Annotated in this window: 17 protein-coding genes; 6 read left to right on the top strand and 11 right to left on the bottom strand. The window is 68.3% G+C overall.

The features are described from left to right. Positions 1–99: 99 nt before the first annotated feature. Together EV647_RS07190 and EV647_RS07195 are read left to right on the top strand one after the other, a co-directional pair. Positions 100–906, top strand: a complete 807-nt coding sequence (locus EV647_RS07190; RefSeq protein ID WP_134000202.1) for a hypothetical protein — start codon at positions 100–102, stop codon at positions 904–906. 425 nt (positions 907–1,331) lie between these two features. Then, the gene (locus tag EV647_RS07195; protein WP_166680237.1) at positions 1,332–2,048 is read left to right on the top strand and encodes an IMP cyclohydrolase; all 717 of its coding nucleotides are present in this window, start codon (positions 1,332–1,334) and stop codon (positions 2,046–2,048) included. A gap of 3 nt (positions 2,049–2,051) precedes the next feature. Here EV647_RS07195 and EV647_RS07200 read toward each other — a convergent pair whose 3' ends face one another. After that, the gene (locus EV647_RS07200; protein ID WP_134000208.1) at positions 2,052–3,887 is read right to left on the bottom strand and encodes a long-chain fatty acid--CoA ligase; all 1,836 of its coding nucleotides are present in this window, start codon (positions 3,885–3,887) and stop codon (positions 2,052–2,054) included. 108 nt (positions 3,888–3,995) lie between these two features. Between EV647_RS07200 and EV647_RS07205 the strand changes: the two genes are divergently transcribed. Beyond that, positions 3,996–5,591, top strand: coding sequence for a peptide-N4-asparagine amidase (locus EV647_RS07205; protein WP_134000211.1), 1,596 nt, complete (start codon positions 3,996–3,998; stop codon positions 5,589–5,591). Here the strand turns inward: EV647_RS07205 and EV647_RS07210 are convergent. The 4 genes from EV647_RS07210 to EV647_RS07225 all read right to left on the bottom strand — a co-directional run bounded on the left by EV647_RS07210 (position 5,579) and on the right by EV647_RS07225 (position 11,267). Next, the gene (locus tag EV647_RS07210) at positions 5,579–8,272 is read right to left on the bottom strand and encodes a BTAD domain-containing putative transcriptional regulator (protein WP_166680238.1); all 2,694 of its coding nucleotides are present in this window, start codon (positions 8,270–8,272) and stop codon (positions 5,579–5,581) included. The two genes, EV647_RS07205 and EV647_RS07210, sit on opposite strands and share 13 nt — an antisense overlap. A gap of 61 nt (positions 8,273–8,333) precedes the next feature. Further along, on the bottom strand, positions 8,334–9,359 hold the full coding sequence (locus EV647_RS07215) for an aspartate-semialdehyde dehydrogenase (RefSeq protein WP_134000219.1): 1,026 nt from the start codon (positions 9,357–9,359) through the stop codon (positions 8,334–8,336). Between the two features lie 157 nt (positions 9,360–9,516). Next, complete coding sequence (locus EV647_RS07220) at positions 9,517–9,702, bottom strand: tautomerase family protein (protein WP_134000222.1); 186 nt, start codon at positions 9,700–9,702, stop codon at positions 9,517–9,519. 65 nt (positions 9,703–9,767) lie between these two features. Then, complete coding sequence (locus EV647_RS07225; RefSeq protein ID WP_134000225.1) at positions 9,768–11,267, bottom strand: sodium:solute symporter family protein; 1,500 nt, start codon at positions 11,265–11,267, stop codon at positions 9,768–9,770. Between the two features lie 150 nt (positions 11,268–11,417). Here EV647_RS07225 and kduI point away from each other — a divergent pair, with 150 nt between their 5' ends. Genes kduI through EV647_RS07240 form a run of 3 tightly spaced genes read left to right on the top strand, consistent with a single transcriptional unit; the run spans position 11,418 to position 13,770 of the window. Next, positions 11,418–12,242 (top strand): 5-dehydro-4-deoxy-D-glucuronate isomerase, encoded by an 825-nt coding sequence (kduI, locus tag EV647_RS07230; RefSeq protein WP_202876058.1) that lies wholly within the window; start codon positions 11,418–11,420, stop codon positions 12,240–12,242. Next, complete coding sequence (locus EV647_RS07235) at positions 12,239–12,994, top strand: SDR family oxidoreductase (protein WP_134000228.1); 756 nt, start codon at positions 12,239–12,241, stop codon at positions 12,992–12,994. Before kduI ends, EV647_RS07235 begins: the two co-directional genes overlap by 4 nt. Before the next feature lie 20 nt (positions 12,995–13,014). Further along, positions 13,015–13,770, top strand: a complete 756-nt coding sequence (locus EV647_RS07240) for an IclR family transcriptional regulator (protein ID WP_134000231.1) — start codon at positions 13,015–13,017, stop codon at positions 13,768–13,770. Here EV647_RS07240 and EV647_RS07245 read toward each other — a convergent pair. From EV647_RS07245 to lepA, 6 genes are all read right to left on the bottom strand, one after another. After that, positions 13,749–14,960 carry an MFS transporter gene (locus EV647_RS07245; RefSeq protein WP_166680239.1) on the bottom strand — a complete coding sequence of 404 codons (1,212 nt, stop codon included), beginning with the start codon at positions 14,958–14,960 and terminating at the stop codon, positions 13,749–13,751. The two genes, EV647_RS07240 and EV647_RS07245, sit on opposite strands and share 22 nt — an antisense overlap. Before the next feature lie 180 nt (positions 14,961–15,140). Beyond that, a complete protein-coding gene (locus tag EV647_RS07250; protein WP_134000237.1) occupies positions 15,141–15,767 on the bottom strand; it encodes an MOSC domain-containing protein in 627 nt (208 codons plus the stop codon). A gap of 24 nt (positions 15,768–15,791) precedes the next feature. After that, complete coding sequence (locus EV647_RS07255; RefSeq protein WP_134000240.1) at positions 15,792–17,177, bottom strand: MFS transporter; 1,386 nt, start codon at positions 17,175–17,177, stop codon at positions 15,792–15,794. Continuing rightward, positions 17,174–17,752, bottom strand: a complete 579-nt coding sequence (locus EV647_RS07260) for a TetR/AcrR family transcriptional regulator (protein WP_202870857.1) — start codon at positions 17,750–17,752, stop codon at positions 17,174–17,176. The genes EV647_RS07255 and EV647_RS07260 overlap by 4 nt, the downstream gene beginning before the upstream one ends. Positions 17,753–17,824: 72 nt before the next feature. Continuing rightward, on the bottom strand, positions 17,825–18,733 hold the full coding sequence (locus tag EV647_RS07265) for an aminoglycoside phosphotransferase family protein (protein WP_134000243.1): 909 nt from the start codon (positions 18,731–18,733) through the stop codon (positions 17,825–17,827). Then, positions 18,734–20,623, bottom strand: a complete 1,890-nt coding sequence (gene lepA, locus EV647_RS07270) for a translation elongation factor 4 (protein WP_202876059.1) — start codon at positions 20,621–20,623, stop codon at positions 18,734–18,736. Positions 20,624–20,682 lie beyond the last annotated feature (59 nt).

The following is a 20,682-nucleotide window of genomic DNA, read 5'->3' on the forward strand; positions in this document are numbered from 1 at the left end:
TGATTGTGGGAGCCTCGCAGAAGGAGGAGATCGCGTCAATGGCCGTACGGTGCCAACCGTGTCCCTCTACGACGTGATCGATCTCAATGAGGAGAGATTGTGAGCCCGCGCCCGGCGCCCAACCGCCACGATTTGTCCGCCGCACGCTTTCTCGACGCGGCCGCCCAACTAATCGACGCGATGTTTGTCCAGAATCGTACAGATCGTCCGGCCAGACTCCGAGCCATCGATTTCCCGGCGGCGCTGCAATGGCTCCGGGTCGACGATGTCATCCGGCTCGCGAGTGAATCCGGCGCTCCCGGAATCAGCCGAAAGGCCTTTCACAACCGCTGGGGAACCAAGGATCAGTTCGTCCGCGACGCCGTTGTCTACACATTGCTGTACCACGACGATCCGCAGTCCGATCCGGCTCGATTCGCGGGCGATCTGATGACCTTGACGAGCACTCCCGCTTCGGCATCACAAGCAGTGTCCAAGCTGTCTGACACGCTCCTGGACAACTTGCTCTCGCGGCCACGGTCATTCCTGCTGATGCACATCGGACCGTTGCTAGACCAGCACCCCGACCTGCATTCCGCGATTCTCGGCAGTATCAACTCGACCCGATCAGCGTGGCACGAAGGTTACGCCGAATTGTTGCGTAGTTTTGACCTTCAGTTCCGGCCGGGGTGGTCTCTGCAGAGCGTCGGCCTCGCGCTGCAGGCGATTCTGGACGGATTCGTCATGCGTAGCCGCATCGAGCCAAACTCCATGCGCCAATTCCGTTGGGCCGAAGCCTCGCTGTTCGCAAATACCGTCCTCGCCTTCTGCGCCGGCATCGTCGACAGCGATCGCTCGGGAATGTCTACGGCAGAGTTCTTCGACAACGTCACCGCTGACATGTTGAGCAATCGCGACGCACCGTGACAACGTGCGACGGCATCCCGCATGTCAAGGGTTGGTGACCGGTGACGGATGTTTGAGCGCAGGTGATGGGGATGTGGTTGCGGCTCTCTGAGGGAGTCTTCTCGGGGGTGCCGGGGAGTTGATGGGGCTGGTTGGGGTCGGGTAAGCGGGTTGAGTATCGGGCAGGTAGCACGCTTATCGGGAGGCGGCGACACCACGGCGTTGTTGGCGGCTCGGGGGTTGGTGCGGGTGTACATGTCTTCGCCGGGAGGGGCGGCAGGTGACGGTGCGGTACGCAGCGTTCGCGACGTACTCGCGATTGCTAACCAGCGGGCCACCCAGTCTCAGCTTCACCACGGCAGCTGGCGTCCGGCCTGAGCTCGCGGCGGGTGCATGCTCGCCAACTCAGTCCGCCAGGGGAACCAGCCGCGCGTATGCTCGCCGCCATGCTGAGCGATGGAGTGCGGGTCGCTGGGGCGGGCTTGATGAGCCTCATGGAATCGGTCGAGTATCCGGGGCGCGGGCTCGCGGTCGGGCGGGACGTGGACGGCGTGCCGTTCTTCACGTACTGGCTGACCGGCCGATCCCCCGCCTCCCAGTCCCGCGAACTCGTGGTCCACGACCGCGAGGTCGTCGTCCGCGACACTTCGGGCGGCCCGGTCGACGACCTGCGCCACTACACCGCGGCGACTCGCGGAGACGACTGGGTGATCGTCGGCAACGGCACCCAGGTCGGTGACCTGACAGCCGCCCGCGAGCAGCAACCCGATCTGCAGCTCGCCCTGCGACAGCTCACCTACGAACCCGACCCGCCGATCCGCACCCCGCGCATCACAGCGAGCGCCACGATCGACGGCACGGAACTGAAGGATGTCGTGATCGGCTCCGCCCGCGCGTACGACGGTGCGCCCCAACTCACCGAGCACCCGTCGCTGTACGCGGCCCGCATCGCACCGGGCACAGCCCTCACCACCACGACCTACAACGGCACCGCGTCCGACATCATCACCCACGGCCGACCCGCGACGGTCGCCGTTCCGGATGCCTGGTCCACGATCAGCGACGCGCTCTGGAGCATCCTCACCCCATCGTTGCGCGTCGCGATCGTGACGATCCGGCTGGACCAACTGACGTTCGCGGACGTCCGCGCGAACTCCCGCTGACCGCTACTCGTACATCTTGTCGAGTACGTCGGCGTACTGGGTTTCGACGTGTTTGCGTTTGAGTTTGAGGCTCGGGGTCATCTCGCCCGACTCGACGGTGAGGTCGCGGTCGAGGATGGTGAACTTCTTGATGGTCTCCCACCGGTTGAGGCCGGCGTTGAGTTCGTCGACGTACCCCTGGACCATCGCCTGCGCGGCGTCCGACGTGACGATCTCGGCGTACGACTTCCCGCCGAGACCGTTCGCGGCGGCCCAGCCCTCGATCGCGTCGGGGTCGAGCGTGACCAGCGCGGACACGAAGTTGCGCAGGTTGCCGTGCACGATGAACTGGCTCGCGTACGGGCAGATCGTCTTGAAGCGGCCCTCGATCACCTGCGGCGCGACGTACTTGCCGCCGGAGGTCTTGAACAGGTCCTTCTTCCGGTCCGTGATGAACAGGTACTCGTCCTCGAAGTGCCCGATGTCACCGGTGTGGAACCAGCCGTCGGCGTCGATCACCTCGGCGGTCTGCTCGGGCTGGTTGTGGTACCCGCTCATCACGCCGTCGCCCTTGATCAGGATCTCCCCGTCCTCGGCGATCTTGAACTGCGTCCCGGGGAACGCCGGTCCGACACTTCCGAGCCGGTACTGCGTCGGCCGGTTCAGCGTCGATCCCGCCGAGGTCTCCGACAGCCCGTACCCCTCGAGGATCAGCAGCCCGGCCGCGTGGAACCACTCCGCCAGGGACTTGTCGAGCGCGGCCGACCCGGACACGAAGAACCGGATCCGCCCGCCGAACCGGGCCCGGATCTTCGACAGCACCAGGCGATCCGCCGCCGCGTACTGCGCGCCCAGCAACCCGCCCGGCTCCTTGCCGGCCTGTCGCAGAGCAGACACCCGAGCCCCGACCCCGAACGCCCAGTCGAACAGCTTGGCCTTCGCCCCGCCCTCGGACTGGATCATCGTCACGATCCGCGCGTGCGCCTTCTCGAAGATCCGCGGCGCCGCGGCCATGAAGGTCGGCTGTACTACCGCCGCATTGTCGACAATCTTGTCGATCCGTCCGTCGACCGCGGTCGCGAATCCGAGCTGGAACTGTACGGCGAGCAGCACCTGGCCGAACACATGCGACAACGGCAGCCAGAGGAACTGCAGGTCGTCCGGTGAGAGCACCCGCATCCCCTCGACCGCGGCGCCCTCGTACGTCCACACCGAGTGCGGCAGCCGCACGCCCTTCGGACGTCCCGTCGTACCGGACGTGTAGATCAACGTGCAGAGGTCATCCGGCTTGATGCCTGCAATCCGATCGTCGACAATCGACGGATGCTCGGCCAGGTACTCGTCACCGAGAATGTCGAGCTGCCCGAGTCCGATCACCCAGTCACCGTCACTCTCGAGAGGCGTGCCGTCCAGCAGCACGACCTTGCGCAGCGACGGCGTCTCGCTCCGGTGCTCGCGAAGCTTGTCCACCTGGCCCGCGTCCTCGGCGAACACCACCTGGACGTCGGCATCGGCCACGATGAACGCCACGTCCGACGAGATCGTCGACGGGTAGATCGTGGTGGTCGCGGCGGCGGCCAGTACGGCGGCCAGGTAGCACTCGATCCACTCGATCCGGGTGCTCGACGCGACGGCGACCCGCTGCTCCGGCTCCACCCCCAGCGCGATCAGGCCCGCGGCGCGCCGGCGGGCCAGCGCTTCGGTCTCCCGCCAGCTCACCGACTTCCATTGCTCCCCGCGCGGGGAGCGGAACGCCTCCCGGTCAGGCGTCGCCTCCACGCGGTCCAGGAACATCTGGGCCATGGTGTCCTTGCGGTTGCTGAGAAGCGCGAGCTGGCCGGAATCGGCGACAGGCGTCATAACTGGCCTCCGTAGGGGGTCAAGTGACTGGAGGGTAATCGCTGGGCACCGTGCCTGACCATGGCACTCGCTTGCCCACGTACACCTTCTCCATTACGTTTCCGCAACATGCGCATACGGTCGGTGGCTCTCGTCTCACTATCCGTTCTACTCCTCGCTCTCGGCGCGCCGGCCCACGCGGTGACCCCGCCGGCGGAGTTCGGGTCGGACTACGACGACCCGCGGACCCCCGCGCCGAAGGTCGCCGTACCGGACACCAGGCACTGCGAGGTGCAGATCGTCCGGAACCAGTTCCGCAACTTCGACCCGTACCAGGCGACCTACACTCCCCCGGCCGGCTGCCAAGGCCCGTGGTCGAAGGTCGTGCTGCGGATGCACGGCGAGGTGAAGGGCGTCCAGTACGACCGCCTCGGCCACATCGCGATCGGCGGCGTCGGCGTCTTCCGTACGTCGACCCCGGAGCCGAGCGCGGACGGGATCGCGTGGGACGTCGAGAAGGACGTCACGTCGTACAGCCCGCTCCTGCGGACGTCGCAACCGGTCGTGATGGAGCTCGGCAACGTCGTCAACGACACGTACACCGGGGTCCTCGACATCACCGTGACCCTCGACTTCTACACGACCGACCGCCACACCCCGGCTGCCCGGACCGCCAACGACGTACTCCCGCTGCAGAACCAGACGCGTCAGGACTCCGACCTGATCGGTACGGCGACTCTGCCGCGCAACACCACCCGCCTCCTCGGCGAGGTCTATGTCACCGGATCAGGCGGCGGCTGCGAGGAGTTCTGGGACACGTCCGCGCCGGCCGAGACCGGGTACTCCTGCCCGGACGGATCGCCGTACCGCGAGGTCGACGTCAGCATCGACGGCAAACTCGCCGGGATCGCACTGCCGTACCCGTACATCTACACGGGCGGCTGGTCGAACCCGTACTCCTGGCGCCCGTCTCCCGCACCGCGCGCCTTCGACATCAAGCCCCTGACCTACGACCTCACGCCGTTCGCCGGACTGCTCACCGACGGCAAGCCGCACGAGTTCCGCGTGCACGTCGACGGCGTACCGGCCGGCCAGTCGGGGTGGTTCACGGTCCCGAACCTGCACGTGTGGACCGACGCGCACCGAGCACAGACGACCGGCGGCCTCACGTCGTACGCCGTCAGCCCGCTGGCGAAGACCGACGACGTGAGCGGCGCACCGAACGCGGCCGGCTCCGTCACCACGAACGCGTCCCGCAACCTGACGATCAGCGGGTACGTCGACACCTCGGCGGGCCGGATCCGGACGAGCGTCCAGCGCACGCTGAGCAACGTCTCGAAGCACACCTGGGACGCCGGCGAGTCCCGCGACGCGCTGGACGCGAACTGGCGTGACACCGCGACGACGATCAGCAACGGCCGCGTCGAGCGCACCGACCTCGACTACGGCAAGAACGGCGTACTCACCTTCTTGCCCAACGCAACGATCCCTGGCGGGTACGACGTCGTCACGGACCTGAAGATCCACGACACGATCCGCACCCCGGCGAGGACCAGCACCGAGACGTACGACGGCCGCGCGTCCTGGATCTACGGCGTACCGCGGGACCAACGGCACGCGACCGGGACCCAGACCGTACGCTTCCGCGCGATCGGGCACGGCTGCTACGACCACACCCTGACCGCGGTGAACGGCGTTTATACGAAGGACTTCTACCGCTGCTGAGCGAGACACTTGCGGACTGTCTCCGCATCGGGGTGCTCGAGATCGTCCAGGATCTCCAGGGCCGCGGCGTAACTGGCTCGTGCGCCGTCGCCGCGGCCGGCCCGGTCCTGGACGCGGGCCATTGCCATCAGGCAGTCCGCGGTGTCGAGCCGGCGGCCGAGCCCGCGCAGTGTCTCGACCGCGACCGTGTACAGCGCGATCGCCTCGTCGATCCGTCCGAGGCCGGCGAGCGCATAGCCGCTGGTGTCGCTGGCCACGGCGCGACCGAATTCCGAGTCCACCTCGGCGTACAACTTCAGTGACTGCTGGGCGTAGTCCAGTCCGGCCTCGTACTCGCCGAGCTCGGAGTGGTACCAGCCGAGGTTGTTGAGGGCGTTCGCCCGGGCATCGACGTGACCCGTGCGCTCGTAGATCCGCAACGCCCGCTGGGTGTGCTCGATGGCTCGCCGATGATCCCCGATCCGCGTGTACACCCGCCCCAGCCCGAGTGAACCGTGCGCGATCCCGGCCTGGTCGTCGAGCTCCTCCGCGATACCGAGCGCGAGCTCGTGCTGCCGGATCGCCTCGTCCCACTCGCGCATCGCCATGTGCCCGCGGGCCAGGTCGCGCCGCGTGTGCGCCTGCTTGCGCAGGTCGCCCAGCCGCACCGCCGCCTCGAGCGCCAGCTGCTGCGCCTGCGCATACCCGGACCGGCCGCGGAAATCGAGATAGTCCGCGATCGTCCACACACAGAGCCAGAGCAGTTCGTCGGCACGCCCGGCTGCGGCCCGCAGTACGGCGAGATTGTTCGGCTGCTCCGCATCGAACCAGGCGAACGCCTCGTCGCGGGTCGCCGGCGCGACCACCTCGGCGTCTGCGGGAAGCTCCGGCAGCGCGACGCGGACCCTGCTCGGCGCCAGCAGAACCGCGGCCGCGAACCCGGTGTGGACGAGGTAGCCGAGCAGGCGCTCCAACGCCGCGTCCGCTTCGCCCGGCTCGCACAATTCCTGCCCGTAGGCACGCAGCAGATCGTGCAGCACCCAGCGATCCGGCTCGATCTCGATCAGCTGATGGTTCGCGACCAGCTCCCCGACCGTCCGCCGCGCCTCCCGGACCGGTACGCCCGCCAGCGCAGCCGCCGCTCCGGGTGTGATCTCCGTGCCGGGATGCTGGGCGACCAGCCGGAACATCCGCGCCAGTTCGGGCCGCAACTGCCGGTACGACCAGGAGAAGATCGTCCGTACGCCGACACCGTCCGCGGTCGACAGCGCGTCGAGCGGCCCCTCGCCCAGCGTGCTCACGAACGACGCCAGCGACCGGTGCGGCCGCAGCGCGATCTGCGCGGCGATCAACGACAGCGCCAGCGGCAGACCGGCACAACGCTCGGCCAGCGCGTCGACGCTCGCCGGATCCGACCGGAACCGCTCCGCACCGATTCTTGCCGCCAGCAACTGCTTCGACTCGAGTGCGTCGAACACATCCAGCCGGATCGGTTCCGCCTGCTCGGTCGCGACCAGGCCGGCGAGCTCGTTGCGGCTGGTGACGACGGTGCGGCACCGGGATCCGGTTGTCGCGAGCGGACGGACCTGATCGGCGGATCGCGCGTTGTCGAGGACGACCAGGACCGCCCGATCGGCCAGCAGGCTGCGGTACAGCGCGATCTGTTCCTCGGCGTTCGCCGGCAGCCGATCAGGCGCCGTACCCAGCGCGACCAGGAAGCGCGACAGGACCGCGAGTGGGTCCGCCGGTTCCGTGACGGGCGAGAAGCCGAGCAGGTCGGCGTACAGGATGCCGTCGGGGAACCGGTCCGCGACCTGACGGGCCCAGTGGACGGCGAGCGAGGTCTTGCCGACGCCGGCCGGGCCGATGACCAGTCCGAGGCCTGCGGTCGGGAGGAGCTGGTCCAGACGCTCGAGGTCGTCGGTTCGGCCGGTGAAGGCAGGGACGCCGGCGGGGAGCTGTCGCGGTACGACGCCGAGCTCTGTCGGGGCGAGGAGTTCGGCGTGCAGCCGTTGCAGTTCCGGGCCGGGGTCGGCGCCCAGCAGCTCCCGGAGCCGATCGGCCACGTCGGCGTACGTCGACAGTGCGAGTGCCGTGCGGCCGGATGCCCGGTGCGCGCTGATGAGCTGCGCCCAGACGCGTTCCCTGGCCGGATGCCGCTCGGCGAGTTCGGTGAGTTCGGGGACGAGGGCGGTCGATTCGCCGGCCGCCAGGCACGCGTCGAAGTACAGCTCCTGGGCCTGGAGGTGTTCCTCGTCCAGTCGCGGGACGAGCTCCCGGCTCACGGTGCCGATGTCGAGACCGGCCAGCGGTCGGCCACGCCAGAGCGCGAGGGCCCTGCCCAGCGTGTCGATCCGGGCGGCCGGATCCGCGATGCCGGTGGCTTCGCGCACCAGTTCGCGGAACACCTCGACATCGACGTTCGCCGGCTCGGCACGCAACGAGTAGCCGCCGGGGGCGGTCGCGATGGTGGTGCGGTCGGTGTCCCCGATCGTGGTGCGCAGGCGGGAGACGTAGATCTGTAACGCGGAGCGTGGGTTGCTCGGTAGCTCGTCCTCGTTCCACAGCAGATCGACGAGTTCGTCGACCGGCATCGTCCGGTTGACCCGCAGTACGAGCGCAGCCAGCAACACCGTGACCCGGCGCGATGGCAACGGTACGACGTCGCCGTCGGAGGTCCTGACCTCAACCGCCCCCAGCACCCTGAACTCCAGCCCGGCCACCTCCCTCGCCAGAGCGTTCAATCCTAGGGCCCGCCCCGGGTCAGCGCGCGGCGAGAAGCTCCGCGATCTGGACCGCGTTCAGGGCGGCGCCCTTGCGGAGGTTGTCGTTCGAGACGAACAGGATCAGCCCGCGGTTGCCCGGGACGGACTGGTCCTGCCGGATGCGGCCGACGTACGACGGGTCCTGGCCGGCCGCGAGCAGCGGCGTCGGGAGGTCCGTGACGGCGACCCCCGGCGCGGCGCCCAGGATCTCGGTGGCGCGCTCCGGGGTGATCGGCTCGGCGAACTCGGCGTGGATGCTGAGCGAGTGGCCGGTGAAGACCGGGACCCGGACGCAGGTGCCGGCGACCGGGAGGTCCGGGAGGTGCAGGATCTTCCGGCTCTCGTTGCGCAGCTTCTGCTCCTCGTCGGTCTCACCGGTGCCGTCGGCAACGATCGAGCCGGCCAGCGGGAGCACGTTGAAGGCGATCGGCCCGGCGTACACCTTGGGCTCTGGGAGGGTGATGCCGTCGGTGCCGCGGGCGAGCCGGCCGCCGGTCTCGGCGAGTTCACGAGCCTGGTCCTCGAGTTCGCTCACGCCGACGCCGCCGGAACCGGAGACGGCCTGGTAGGTCGAGACGACGAGGCGGGTCAGGCCGGCTTCGCGGTGCAGCGGGGCGAGCACCGGCATCGCGGCCATGGTTGTGCAGTTCGGGTTGGCGACGATGCCCTTCGGGATCGTGCCGAGGTCCTCGGGGTTCACCTCGGACACCACCAGCGGCACGTCCGGGTCCATCCGCCAGCCGGACGAGTTGTCGACGACGACGGCACCGGCCGCCGCGACCTTCGGCGCGAGCTCCTTCGACGCCGTCTTCCCGTTGGAGAACAGGGCGAGCTCGAGCCCGGAGAAGTCCGCCGTCGCCGAGTCCTCGACGACAACCTCCCGATCCCCGAACGCCAGCTTCTTCCCCGCCGACCGCGCCGAGGCGAAGAACCGCACCTCGTCCACCGGGAAGTCGCGCTCGACGAGCAACTCCCGCATCACGCCGCCGACCTGACCCGTAGCACCGAACACACCAACTCGCATGCGACAGACAGTAGTAGGTCCGCGCGCCCGGTGCCTGCCTGTTTCAGGAGGCGGACCCCAGGCACTCATCAACCGGCGCGGAGCAGCCGGGTTCACGCTCAGCCGGGCTCTGATCTGCCGCGAATCCCCCGGTTGATGAGTGCCGGCGGTCCGGAGCTCAGAGGTCGGCGGCGAGGGTGCCGCCGTTGGCTACGTCGGTCTTCTCGATCTCGGTGAAGACGATGCGGACGGACTCGCGCTTGGCGCCGAGGATGGCGATCGCGGAGTCGGTGACGGCGGCGACGAACTCGCGACGCTGGTCGAGGGTGCGGCCGGAGAGGAGTTCGACGGTGATGTTCGGCATAGGGCTTCTCCTGGAGTGGACGGTTCCGTGATGTGGGACAGTGTTTCAGATTCGGGACAGCGCTTTCAGGACAGGGCCGCCGCCCGGCGGCTGGGGACGCTGGGGTCGGTGTTCAGCGAGTCGACCAGCTCGTCGACGTCCGCGCGGTTCTCCGGCGCGAGCAGGCCGAGGCCGACGTACACCACCAAGGAAGTTGCCAGCGGCAACGCCACCACCAACGTCGTGTCGGTGGAACCCACGCCGTACTTGACGATCGCCCAGGTGATCAGCCCGATCGCCCACGAGGCCAGCGCCGCCCGCGGCCCGCTGCGCCGGAACCACGGCAGCAGCCCGAGCATCAGCGGGATCGCGATCGGTCCCATCGTCGCGGCGACCAGGTCGACGACGATCTTCAGTACGACGCCTTCGCCGTTCGTCGCGATCGCGATCAGCATGCTCACCGTGACGAACGTGAACGTGACGATCCGCGCCATCTTCAGCGCCGCGCCGTCGGTCAACTGGCGGACCCGGGGCACCAGCACCGGCGCCAGGTCCCGCGTGATCACCGACGAGATCGCGTTCGCGTCGGACGCCACCATCGCCATCGTGTGCGAGAAGAACCCGGCCAGCACCAGCCCGATCAGCCCGGTCGGCAGGAGCAGTTGCGCGAGGGCGACGTACGACTGCTCGGGCTTCCCCGGATGGACCAGCAGCGGCGCCGCGCACATCGGGATGAACAGGATCAACGGCCAGACCAGCCACAGGGCCGACGAGAGCAGGGCGGACTTCTTCGCGGCCGACCCGGACGGCGCGGCCATGTACCGCTGCGCCAGGTTCCACATGCCGCCGTTGTACTCGAAGGTCTTGATGAACAGGAACGCGATCAGGAAGATCGGCGTGTACGGCCCGTTCAGCGCGTCACCGTGCCCGGCCGGCAACTGGTCCCACATCTGCCACAGCGTCGGTACGCCGTCCAGGTGCGCGAGCACCCCGATGAACATCGCGACGCCGGCCCCGAACTGGATCACGAACTGCCCGAAGTCGGTCAGTACGTCGGCCCACAGCCCGCCGAGCGTGGCGTACAGCATCGTCACGACGCCGGTGAGCAGGATGCCCCACCGGATCGGCACCCCGGTGAAACCGTTCAGGAGTACGGCGATCGCGACCCACTTCGACGCGATGTCGACGACCTTCAACGCGGCACCGGAGTACGCGAGCGCCTGCTGCGTCGGCAGGTTGTAGCGGCGCGCGAGGTACTCCAGCGGGGACACGACGCCGTGTTTGGCGCGCAGCCGGTTCCACCGGGCCGCGAACAGGAACGCGCCGATGCCGACTCCGACGCCGATCGTCATCGCCCACCAGACGTAGACGGTGATGCCGTACGAGTAGGCGACCGCCGCGAACGCGACGAACATGACGGCGCTGTAGCCGGACATGTGGTGCGAGATGCCGGACAACCACCAGGGAATCCGGCCTCCGGTCGTGAAGTAGTCCACGACCGTCTTGATCTTGGTGCGCGACCAGATTCCGATCAGCACCATCAACACGAAATAGCCGACCAGGACCGACCAGTCCAGAGCGGTCATCGGGATCCTCCCAGGGGCGTTGGGCGAGTGACTGGAAGGTTCCATTCACCAGAACCGCGTGTCAAGAGACGGAACCTGGAACATTTCCGGGCTGAGTTCCAAGGCTCGATCGTGATTGACACCTGGTTCTACTGAGTAGAACCTTGTTCCGTGACTCTGCAGATCAGGCACGCCACCCATCCCGAGCAGCTGCCCGGCCTCGACACGGCCGCGCTGCGCCGCCACTACCTGGTGGACGATCTCTTCGTCCCCGGCGCCGTCACCGCGGTGCTCACCCACCACGACCGGATCGTGCTCGCCGGCGCCCGTCCGACGGAAGGGCCGCTGACGCTCGGCACCTACCCCGAACTGCGCAGCGAGTTCTTCCTCGAGCGCCGCGAGGCCGGCATCGTCAACGTCGGCGAACCCGGCACAGTCACCGCCGATGGAACGAAGTACGAGCTGACCACCGGCGCCTGCCTGTACGTCGGACGCGGCGTCCGCGACCTGGTTTTCGAGGGACCCGAGTCGGCGTTCTACGTCTTCTCCGCGCCGGCCCACACCAGCTTCCCGACCGCGCAGGTCAACCCCGGCGAGGGCAATCGCCTCGAACTCGGCGATCAGCAGACCGCGAACCGCCGGACGATCGACCAGTTCATCCACGCGGACGGCGTACAGAGCTGCCAGGTCGTCCTCGGCGTGACGACGCTGCACGCGGGCAGCACCTGGAACACGATGCCCGCGCACACCCATGACCGTCGTACCGAGTGCTATCTGTACTTCGGGCTCCCGGAGTCGGAGCGGATCGTGCATCTACTCGGCGAGCCCGAGGAGACCCGGCACCTGCTGGTCGCGGACCGTCAGGCGATCATCTCCCCCAGCTGGTCGATCCACTCCGGCTGCGGCACGTCGTCGTACAGCTTCGTCTGGGCGATGGCCGGCGAGAACCAGGCGTTCGGCGACATGGACGGTGTCGACGTACGGGATCTGCGGTGACGTCCTTCAGCCTCGAAGGACGTACGGCGCTGGTCACCGGAGCGCGGCGTGGGATCGGCGCGGCGATCGCTGCCGGGTACGCCGCTGCCGGTGCCGAGCTGATCCTGATGGCTCGGGACGCGGCTCTCGAGGACACCCTCGAGGCGATCAAGCAGAACGGTGGTGGTGACGCGACGGTGGTGATCGCGGACTTCGCCGACCCGGCCGCGGTCGAAGAGGTAGCAACGGAGATTGTCGACAACAGGAAGGTCGACATCCTGGTCAACAACGCCGGCGCGATCCGGCGAGCGCCGGCGGCCGAAACCACGACCGCGGACTGGCAGCACGTGATCGACGTCAACCTCAACTCCACCTGGGCGGTGACGCGGCCGATCGGGGCCGCGATGGCGGAACGCCGTACCGGGAAGATCGTCACGATCGCATCGTTGCTGAGCTTCCAGGGCGGGATCACCGTCCCGGCCTATACCGCGAGCAAGCATGCTGTGGCAGGGCTGACCCGGGCGCTGGCCAACGAGTGGGGACCGGCCGGGGTTCAGGTGAACGCGATAGCGCCCGGCTACATCAGCACCGACAACACCACGGAGCTGCGCGCGGACCCGGAGCGGGAGGCCTCGATCCGGCAGCGCATCCCGGCCGGCCGATGGGGACAGCCCGAGGACATCGTCGGCGCGGCGGTGTTCCTCGCGTCTGCGGCGGCGGACTATGTCAACGGGCACGTGCTCGCCGTCGACGGTGGCTGGCTGGCGAGGTGAGGAGTGGCAGGATGTCCGACATGAGTTCGCCCTCGGCCATCGACAAGACGTTGATGGTGCTGGACGCCGTACTGGAGCACTCGCGGTTCACCGACGTGGTGAACGCGACCGGCCTGGCCAAGTCGACCGTGCACCGGATCATGGCGTCGCTCGTCGAGCACGAGTTCGTCGCGCAGGCCGACGACGGCTCGTACCACCCCGGCCCGAAGGCGCTCCGGCTGGCCGGTCACGCGCTGACGAACGTCGACCTCGCCACCGTCGCCCGCCCGGTACTCGCGGATCTCGTCGCGCAGACGCGGTGCACGGTCCATGTCGGACTGCTGAACGGCGACGAGGCGATCTACGTCGCGCGACTCGACGGCCCGAAGCCGTACCGGATGCCGTCACGGGTCGGCAAGGCGATCTGGCTGCACTGCACCGGCATCGGCAAGGCGCTGCTCGCGGAGAAGGACGACGAGGCGCTCGACGTCCACATCACCCGTACCGGTCTGCCCGCCCGCACTCCCCTGACCCACACGTCGGCGGCCGCACTGAAGGCCGATCTCGCGCAGACCAGGTCCCGCGGCTACGCGCTCGACGACGAGGAGAACGAGCCGGGCATCCGCTGCGTCGCCGCGGTCATCCACGACCACACAGGCGCCGCAATCGCCGCGGTCAGCATCTCGACACTCTCGCTGGAGCAGTCGATCGCCCAGGTCGCACTGATGGCACCCGCCGCCATCGAAGCTGCCCGCAAGATCTCCGCAGCCCTCGGCTACCGCGAACCCACCAACTGACGCGCGGCGGCCCACCGTACGACCGGGACGAACAGCGCTCCCGTCAGGGCGAACCACGCACCCAGGACGATCCAGCCCGGTACGCCGAGGCCGAGTGGCAGCAGTGCCATGACCGTCGGGGCCAGCATCGAACTGACCGACGTACTGGTGTTCCAGACGCCTTGATACTGGCCCTGCGCCTGCTCGGTGGCCAGATCGAAACCCAGCAAGAACGAGCCGGACGACTGCAGCAACTCACCCGCGGTCTGCACCAGTGCGGCGACGGCCAGTACTGCGATTGCTATCGCCGCATCCCCCACGGAGGCCGTCGCGAACAGGACCATTGACGCCAGCAACAACAGCCCCGCGGTCCTGGTCGCCCGGGCCGCGCTGACCGTGTCGACGATGCCGCGTGATGCCCGGACCTGCAGGACGGCGACGCCGGCGGCATTGACGATCAGCGGCAACGCTGCGGCCCAGTGCGGCGCGTCGGTGTGGTCGACCACCCAGAGCGGGATTGCGACGTCGATGACCGAGTAATGGATCGAGATGGCGGCGTTGAGACCGGACACCGCGAGATACCCACGGTCCCGCAACGCGATCCACACCGGGCCGTCGGCCGGCTTCGGCCGCGGCGCCACCCGCGGCACCGCGAGGACGACGAAGGCGGAGATGACGCCCAGGACGACGTACACGCAGAACATCAGCCGGTACGACGTCGCCGTACCGAAGGACAACGCGACGGCGCCGAGGCCGGCTCCGGCGGTGACGCCGATGTTGGTCATCGACCGCAGGTACGCGCGGGCGCTGACCCGGGCCGCGGATCCCTGGGTGACACCTGCGATCAGGGCGAACCGGACGGCGTTGGAGCCGCGGTCCAGGATCGCGATGACCGACGCGACGACGAGGAACTGCCAGAAGGTGCCGATCACCAGGTAGAGCAACGCCAGCACGGACAGCAGCAGGCTGAGGATGACGAACAGCGTCCGCGGGCCGCGCCGGTCGGCAAGGTGGCCGAAGGGGATGCCGGCGAGCAGACCGAACAGGCCGGCGACGGTGAGGCCGAGGCCTACCTCGGCGATGGACAGCCCGATGATGCGATTGAAGTACAGGACACTGATGGTCATCAGCAGGCCGTTGCCGACCCGACTGAGCAGTGTCGCCAGAGCCAGCGGGCGCAGCGGTCCCGGTGGCGGGAGCAGTTTCCGCACCGCTCCATCCTGAGCTATCTGCGACCAAGTCGCAACAAGCAGTCCACTCTCACCCGCCCCACCTCGCCGCATTTCCCTGGCTGACCCACCAAATTGGGGGTTATCGACCCATGACACGGGTGTAGAACCCCGCGTTTGGTGGGTCAACCACTCAAATGGGGATCGGCGGGGCGGTGGGGCTCACTCGCGGGACAGGACGCGGTGGGCGGTGTCGCGGAGTTCTTCCATCAGGTCTACGCCGGAGTCGAGCATGCGGCGGAACTTCGCGGGATCCTGTGGGCCGAACATCTCCGCGATGGTGACCTCGTGGTCCGGACGGCTGAGGATCTCGATCGGGTCGCCGGCGCCGATCGTGCCTTCGCGGAGCACCTTCAGGTACGCGCCGGGGCAGCCCGCCTGGTGGAACCGTTTGACCCAGTGCGGTTCCTGCATGCGGTGCTGGAACGTGATGCACGGGATGCGCGGCGCGCGGACCATCACCTCGACCTCGTCGCCGATCCGCCACACCTCACCGAGCAGCGCGCCGCTGATGTCGATCCCCTCGGTCCGCAGGTTCTCGCCGAACAGACCGGTCGGGATGTCACGGCCGAGTTCGGCGGCCCACCAGTTGGCGTCCTCTTCGGCGTACGCGTAGAGCGCGAGATCCGGACCGCCGTGGTTCTTGGTGTCGCAGACGCGGTCGCCGGCCAGACCGAGCTCACCGACCCGGACCCGGCCGGACTGCGGGCGCTTGTCGATCGCAGTGAATCCCGTCTCCTTCGGACCCGGGATCAGCTTCTCCACCACATTGACCGTCAGCAACCGCATACCGGCATCCTCTCCCGGCGACCGCTAAGGATCCACCGGTTTAAGCGGGAGTACGGCGATGATCAGCAAGGTGGCCGCGGTGGCGGCGGCCCCGATCCAGGCGGCCGCGCCGTACCCGGACTCGCGGGGGAAGACGACCGTCGTGTGAGTGGCCAGAATGAGGCCGCCGAGGGCGCTGCCGGTGGAGAAGCCGACGCTCCGGACGACCGCGTTCACGCTCATCGCGCTCGCCGTCTCGGCGGGCGGCGTGACCGCGAGGATGACGGCCGGCATCGCGGCCGAGAACGCGCCGACGCCGAAGCCGAGGACGCCGATCGCGAGAATCGGTTCGGTCAGGTGTGATCGGGCGACGGCGAAGAGTACGAATGCGACGAGGACCACCGACGTACTTGCTGTTAGCAACAATCTGGCACCCAGCCGGTCCCGCCAAGCAGGGATGAGCCGGCCGGCGACGAAGCCGAGGAGCGAGAACGGGACCAGGACGAGGCCGGCCCGGAAGGAGTTCAGGCCGAAGCCGTATCCGGCCGCCGCGGGGGTCTGCACGTAACGGGTGATCAGGCTGAAGAGCAGGTACATGCCGACGCCACCGGTGAGCATCACGAGATTGGCGGCTGCCACCGCGGGGTGCCTCAGGAGCTTGATGTCGACCAGCGGACTCTCGGTGCGGACCTCGAGGAAGGTCCAGCCGATCAGGAGCAGGATCGTGGCGACGAGGATCGCGACGGCCAGGCCTGTGTGGTGCCGCCACAGGACCGTGTCGCCGATGACGAGCAGTAACCCCGGCAGGGCGATCGCGAGCAGGATCGCGCCGCGGACGTCGAGACGGGACGACGGCCGGTCCGGGGCCTGGGGTAGCGCGAAAACGGCCGCGGCGAAGGCGGCTACCGTGATTGCGAGGCCGAGTCCGTACGCCGCGCGAACGCCGGCGATGTCGGTGAGCAGCCCGGACAACGGATAGCCGATCCCGATCCCCGCGGTCGACGCGACGGACAGCAACGCGATCGTCCGCGCGGCCCGCTGCTCGTCCAGGTGGTCCCGCGCGACGGCCATCATCAGCACGATCAGTCCGATCCCGGAGCCCTGCAGCGCCCGGCCGACCAGCAGAAACGCGAACGGCAACGGGATCACGGTCAGCAGGCTGCCGACGACCTCCACCGCGAGCATCGTCAGTACGACGGTGCGCCGCCGCGGGCCGGACCCGAGCCGCCCGAGCACCGGTGTCGCCACAGCTCCCGCCAGCAACGCGATCGTCAACGTCCACTGCGAGGCGGCAAGCGAAACGCCGTACACCTCGGCCACGGCCGTGATCAGCGGAGCGCCGAGACTCCCGATCACCGCGCCGACCAATCCGACGAAGATCAGGAACGACACGAGCGTCGCCGGAGACCGCACAACCTGTTTCGTCTTCATCGGTTGGTGTCGGTGGTGATGTGGGTGAACAGGCCCGGTTTGATGCGGGTTCTGGCCTGGTGGGACCACGGTTCGTCCACCTGCGGGAGATCCAGGGCCGCGTTCGTGTTGAGAAGCATGCCGAAGGCAAGGAACGCCTTCACCGTGACCGGGTCCAGTTGCGCGGTGTCGGCGACGGATTGCCACAACCGCGCGAAGCTCGCCCGTACGGCGTCCCGCACCTCACCGTCACCCGCTGCCGCGGCGGCTGTGCCCTGCAACTGGAGCAGCAGCGTCGTGCGGTCGGCGAGCATGTCGTTGTACTCCTGCCCCATCGCCGCCAGCGCCTCGACACCGCTCGCCCCACCCGCGGCCGCGACCATCGCCAGCCGCATCCGCTCGAACGCGGCATCCACGCACTCCAGGAACAACAGCTTCTTCGTCCCGAACAACCGGAACACGTACGCCTGCGTGATCCCGGCCCGCCGCGCGATCGTCTCGGTCGAAGCGCCGTACAGCCCCGCGGCGGCGAACTCCTCCTCGGCGATCCCGAGAACCTGCTCCCGCCGCTGCTGCCCGCTCATCCGTGTCGGCATAGCGCCGAAGTTAGTAGGTAGTAACTACTAACTTCAACCCAGTGTCTACTAGCTCCCGTCGATGACCGGGGGTCAGTCCTGGATGGCTTTGACGATGGCGATGTTGCGGGTCAGCCAGTCCTGCGGGAGGGACTCGTCGATGCTGGTGGACTCCACGGTCCAGAGGACGTTGAGCATCTGGCGGACGATCACCCAGTTGCGGGCGCGGTCCTCGTCGAAGCCGGCCGCGTCGATCGTGGTCCAGAACCGCTGCCGGACCGCGAAGCGCAGGTCGTGGGCGGCCTCCACCTCGTCCCAGCGGTTCCAGATCAGGGGCGCGACCTCGTAGTGAGGGTCGCCGGACAGCGGTTTCGGGTCGATCACGAGCCACGGTTCACGGTCCGCGGCGAGCATGTTCTCGTAGTGCAGGTCGGTGTGGATCAGCCGGCCGTCGGTCGCGGGGTCGGCGATGAAGTCCTCGGCCAGCGAGATCGCCTGCTCGACATACCGGTGCGGCACCGGCGCCGACGCGGGCAATTGGCGGAACCGCTCCACCCAGCGCTTCAGTTCCCCGGACAGCGTCCGGTACTGCGGTCCCGCGGGCACATGCAGGCGCTTGTAGGTCCCGCCAACGATCTCGCAGGCGTCCAGCGCGTCGATCGTCGTCAGGTCCCGCGGTTCCAGGCGTTCGAGCAGCAGCGCGAACCGGCGAGGGTCCGCGCGCAGCAGTCGTACGGCGCCGTTGCCGGCCCAGGCCCGCAGCGCGAGGTGCTCGGTCTCCGCCTCCCAGTGCGGGAACTGCACCTTCAGCACGGCCCGCTGCCCGTCGGCAAGCACCGGTACGACGATCGCGCAGTTCCCGTACGCCGCCGTACCGTCGACGCGCAACTCCCACTCGTCGAGGAGATCCCGCAGCAACCGCGGCAGCCGATCCAGCCAGTCCGACCAGTCCTGCCCGCGCGACGCGACAACGAGCAGGCCTTCAGGTATCTGGACCGGCACCTACTTCTTGCCGGCTTTCTCGGCGGATTCCGACGTACGGAGGGCGGCGATGAAGGCCTCTTGGGGGACCTCGACGCGGCCGACCATCTTCATCCGCTTCTTGCCTTCCTTCTGCTTCTCGAGCAGCTTGCGCTTCCGGGTGATGTCACCGCCGTAGCACTTGGCGAGCACGTCCTTGCGCATCGCGCGGATCGACTCGCGGGCGATGATCCGGGACCCGATCGCGGCCTGGATCGGCACCTCGAACTGCTGCCTGGGGATCAGTTCCTTCAGCTTGCCGGCCAGCGCGACGCCGTACGAGTACGCGTTGTCGCGGTGCACGATCGCCGAGAACGCGTCGACCGTCTCGCCCTGCAGCAGGATGTCGACCTTGACCAGCGCCGCCGCCTGCTCGCCGGTCGGTTCGTAGTCGAGGGACGCGTAGCCCTTGGTCTTGGACTTCAGCTGGTCGAAGAAGTCGAAGACGATCTCGGCCAGCGGCAGCGTGTAGCGCAGCTCGACCCGGTCCTCGGACAGGTACTCCATGCCGCCCAGGTTGCCCCGCTTGGTCTGGCACAGCTCCATGATCACGCCGATGTAGTCCTTGGGGCTCAGGATCGTCGCCTTCACCACCGGCTCGTAGATGTCGGCGATCTTGCCCTCGGGGAACTCGCTCGGGTTGGTGACGACGAACTCCTTGCCGTCCTCCATCTCCACCCGGTAGACCACGTTCGGCGCGGTCGAGATCAGCGCCAGGTCGAACTCGCGCTCGAGCCGCTCGCGGACGATCTCCATGTGCAGCAGCCCGAGGAAGCCGCACCGGAAGCCGAACCCGAGCGCCCCCGACGTCTCAGGCTCGTACTGCAGGGCCGCGTCGTTCAACTGCAGCCGCTCCAGCGCGTCGCGCAGCGTCGGGTAGTCGTCGCCGTCGATCGGGAACAGCCCGGAGTACACCATCGGCTGCGGGTGCTTGTAGCCGCCGAGCGGCTCGGTCGCGCCGTGGACGGCCGCGGTGACGGTGTCACCGACCCGGGACTGACGGACGTCCTTCACCCCGGTGATCAGGTAGCCGACCTCACCTACGCCGATACTCGGCGTCTTCATCGGCTCCGGGGAGATCACCCCGACCTCGAGCATCTCGTGCACCGCGCCGGTCGACATCATCTTGATCCGGTCCCGGTGCGTCAGCTCGCCGTCGACCACCCGGACGTAGGTGACCACGCCGCGGTACGTGTCGTAGACCGAGTCGAAGATCAGCGCCCGCGGCGGCGCGTCCTTCACGCCCTTCGGCGGCTCCACCTGCGCGACGATCTCGCTGAGGAGATCCTCGACGCCCTCACCGGTCTTCGCGGACACCTTGAGCACGTCGGACGGGTCGCATCCGATGATGTGGGCGAGCTCGGCGGCGTACTTCTCCGGCTGCGCGCTCGGCAGGTCGATCTTGTTCAGCACCGGGATGATGTGCAGGTCGGCGTTCAGCGCGAGGTACAGGTTCGCCAGGGTCTGGGCCTCGATCCCCTGCGCGGCGTCCACCAGCAGAACGGCGCCTTCACACGCCTCGAGCGACCGCGAGACCTCGTACGTGAAGTCCACGTGGCCCGGCGTGTCGATCATGTTCAGGATGTACGTCGTACCGTCCGGCGCGAGCAGGCCACCCGGGGTGTCCGGCTTCGGGGCGAACGGGAGCCGGACCGCCTGCGACTTGATCGTGATGCCGCGCTCGCGCTCGATGTCCATCCGGTCCAGGTACTGGGCCCGCATCGAGCGGTCGTCGACCACCCCGGTGATCTGCAGCATCCGATCGGCCAGCGTCGACTTGCCGTGGTCGATATGGGCGATGATGCAGAAGTTCCGGATCAGCGACGGGTCGGTGCGACCCGGCTGCGGCACTTTCGTGGGGCCAACGGGCACGGAGGGGATCCAGTTCTGGTCTCGAAGGGTATATCCGGTCAATCATCCCATGGCGGTCC

Source organism: Kribbella sp. VKM Ac-2566 (assembly GCF_004366005.1).
GTDB lineage: Bacteria > Actinomycetota > Actinomycetes > Propionibacteriales > Kribbellaceae > Kribbella > Kribbella pratensis.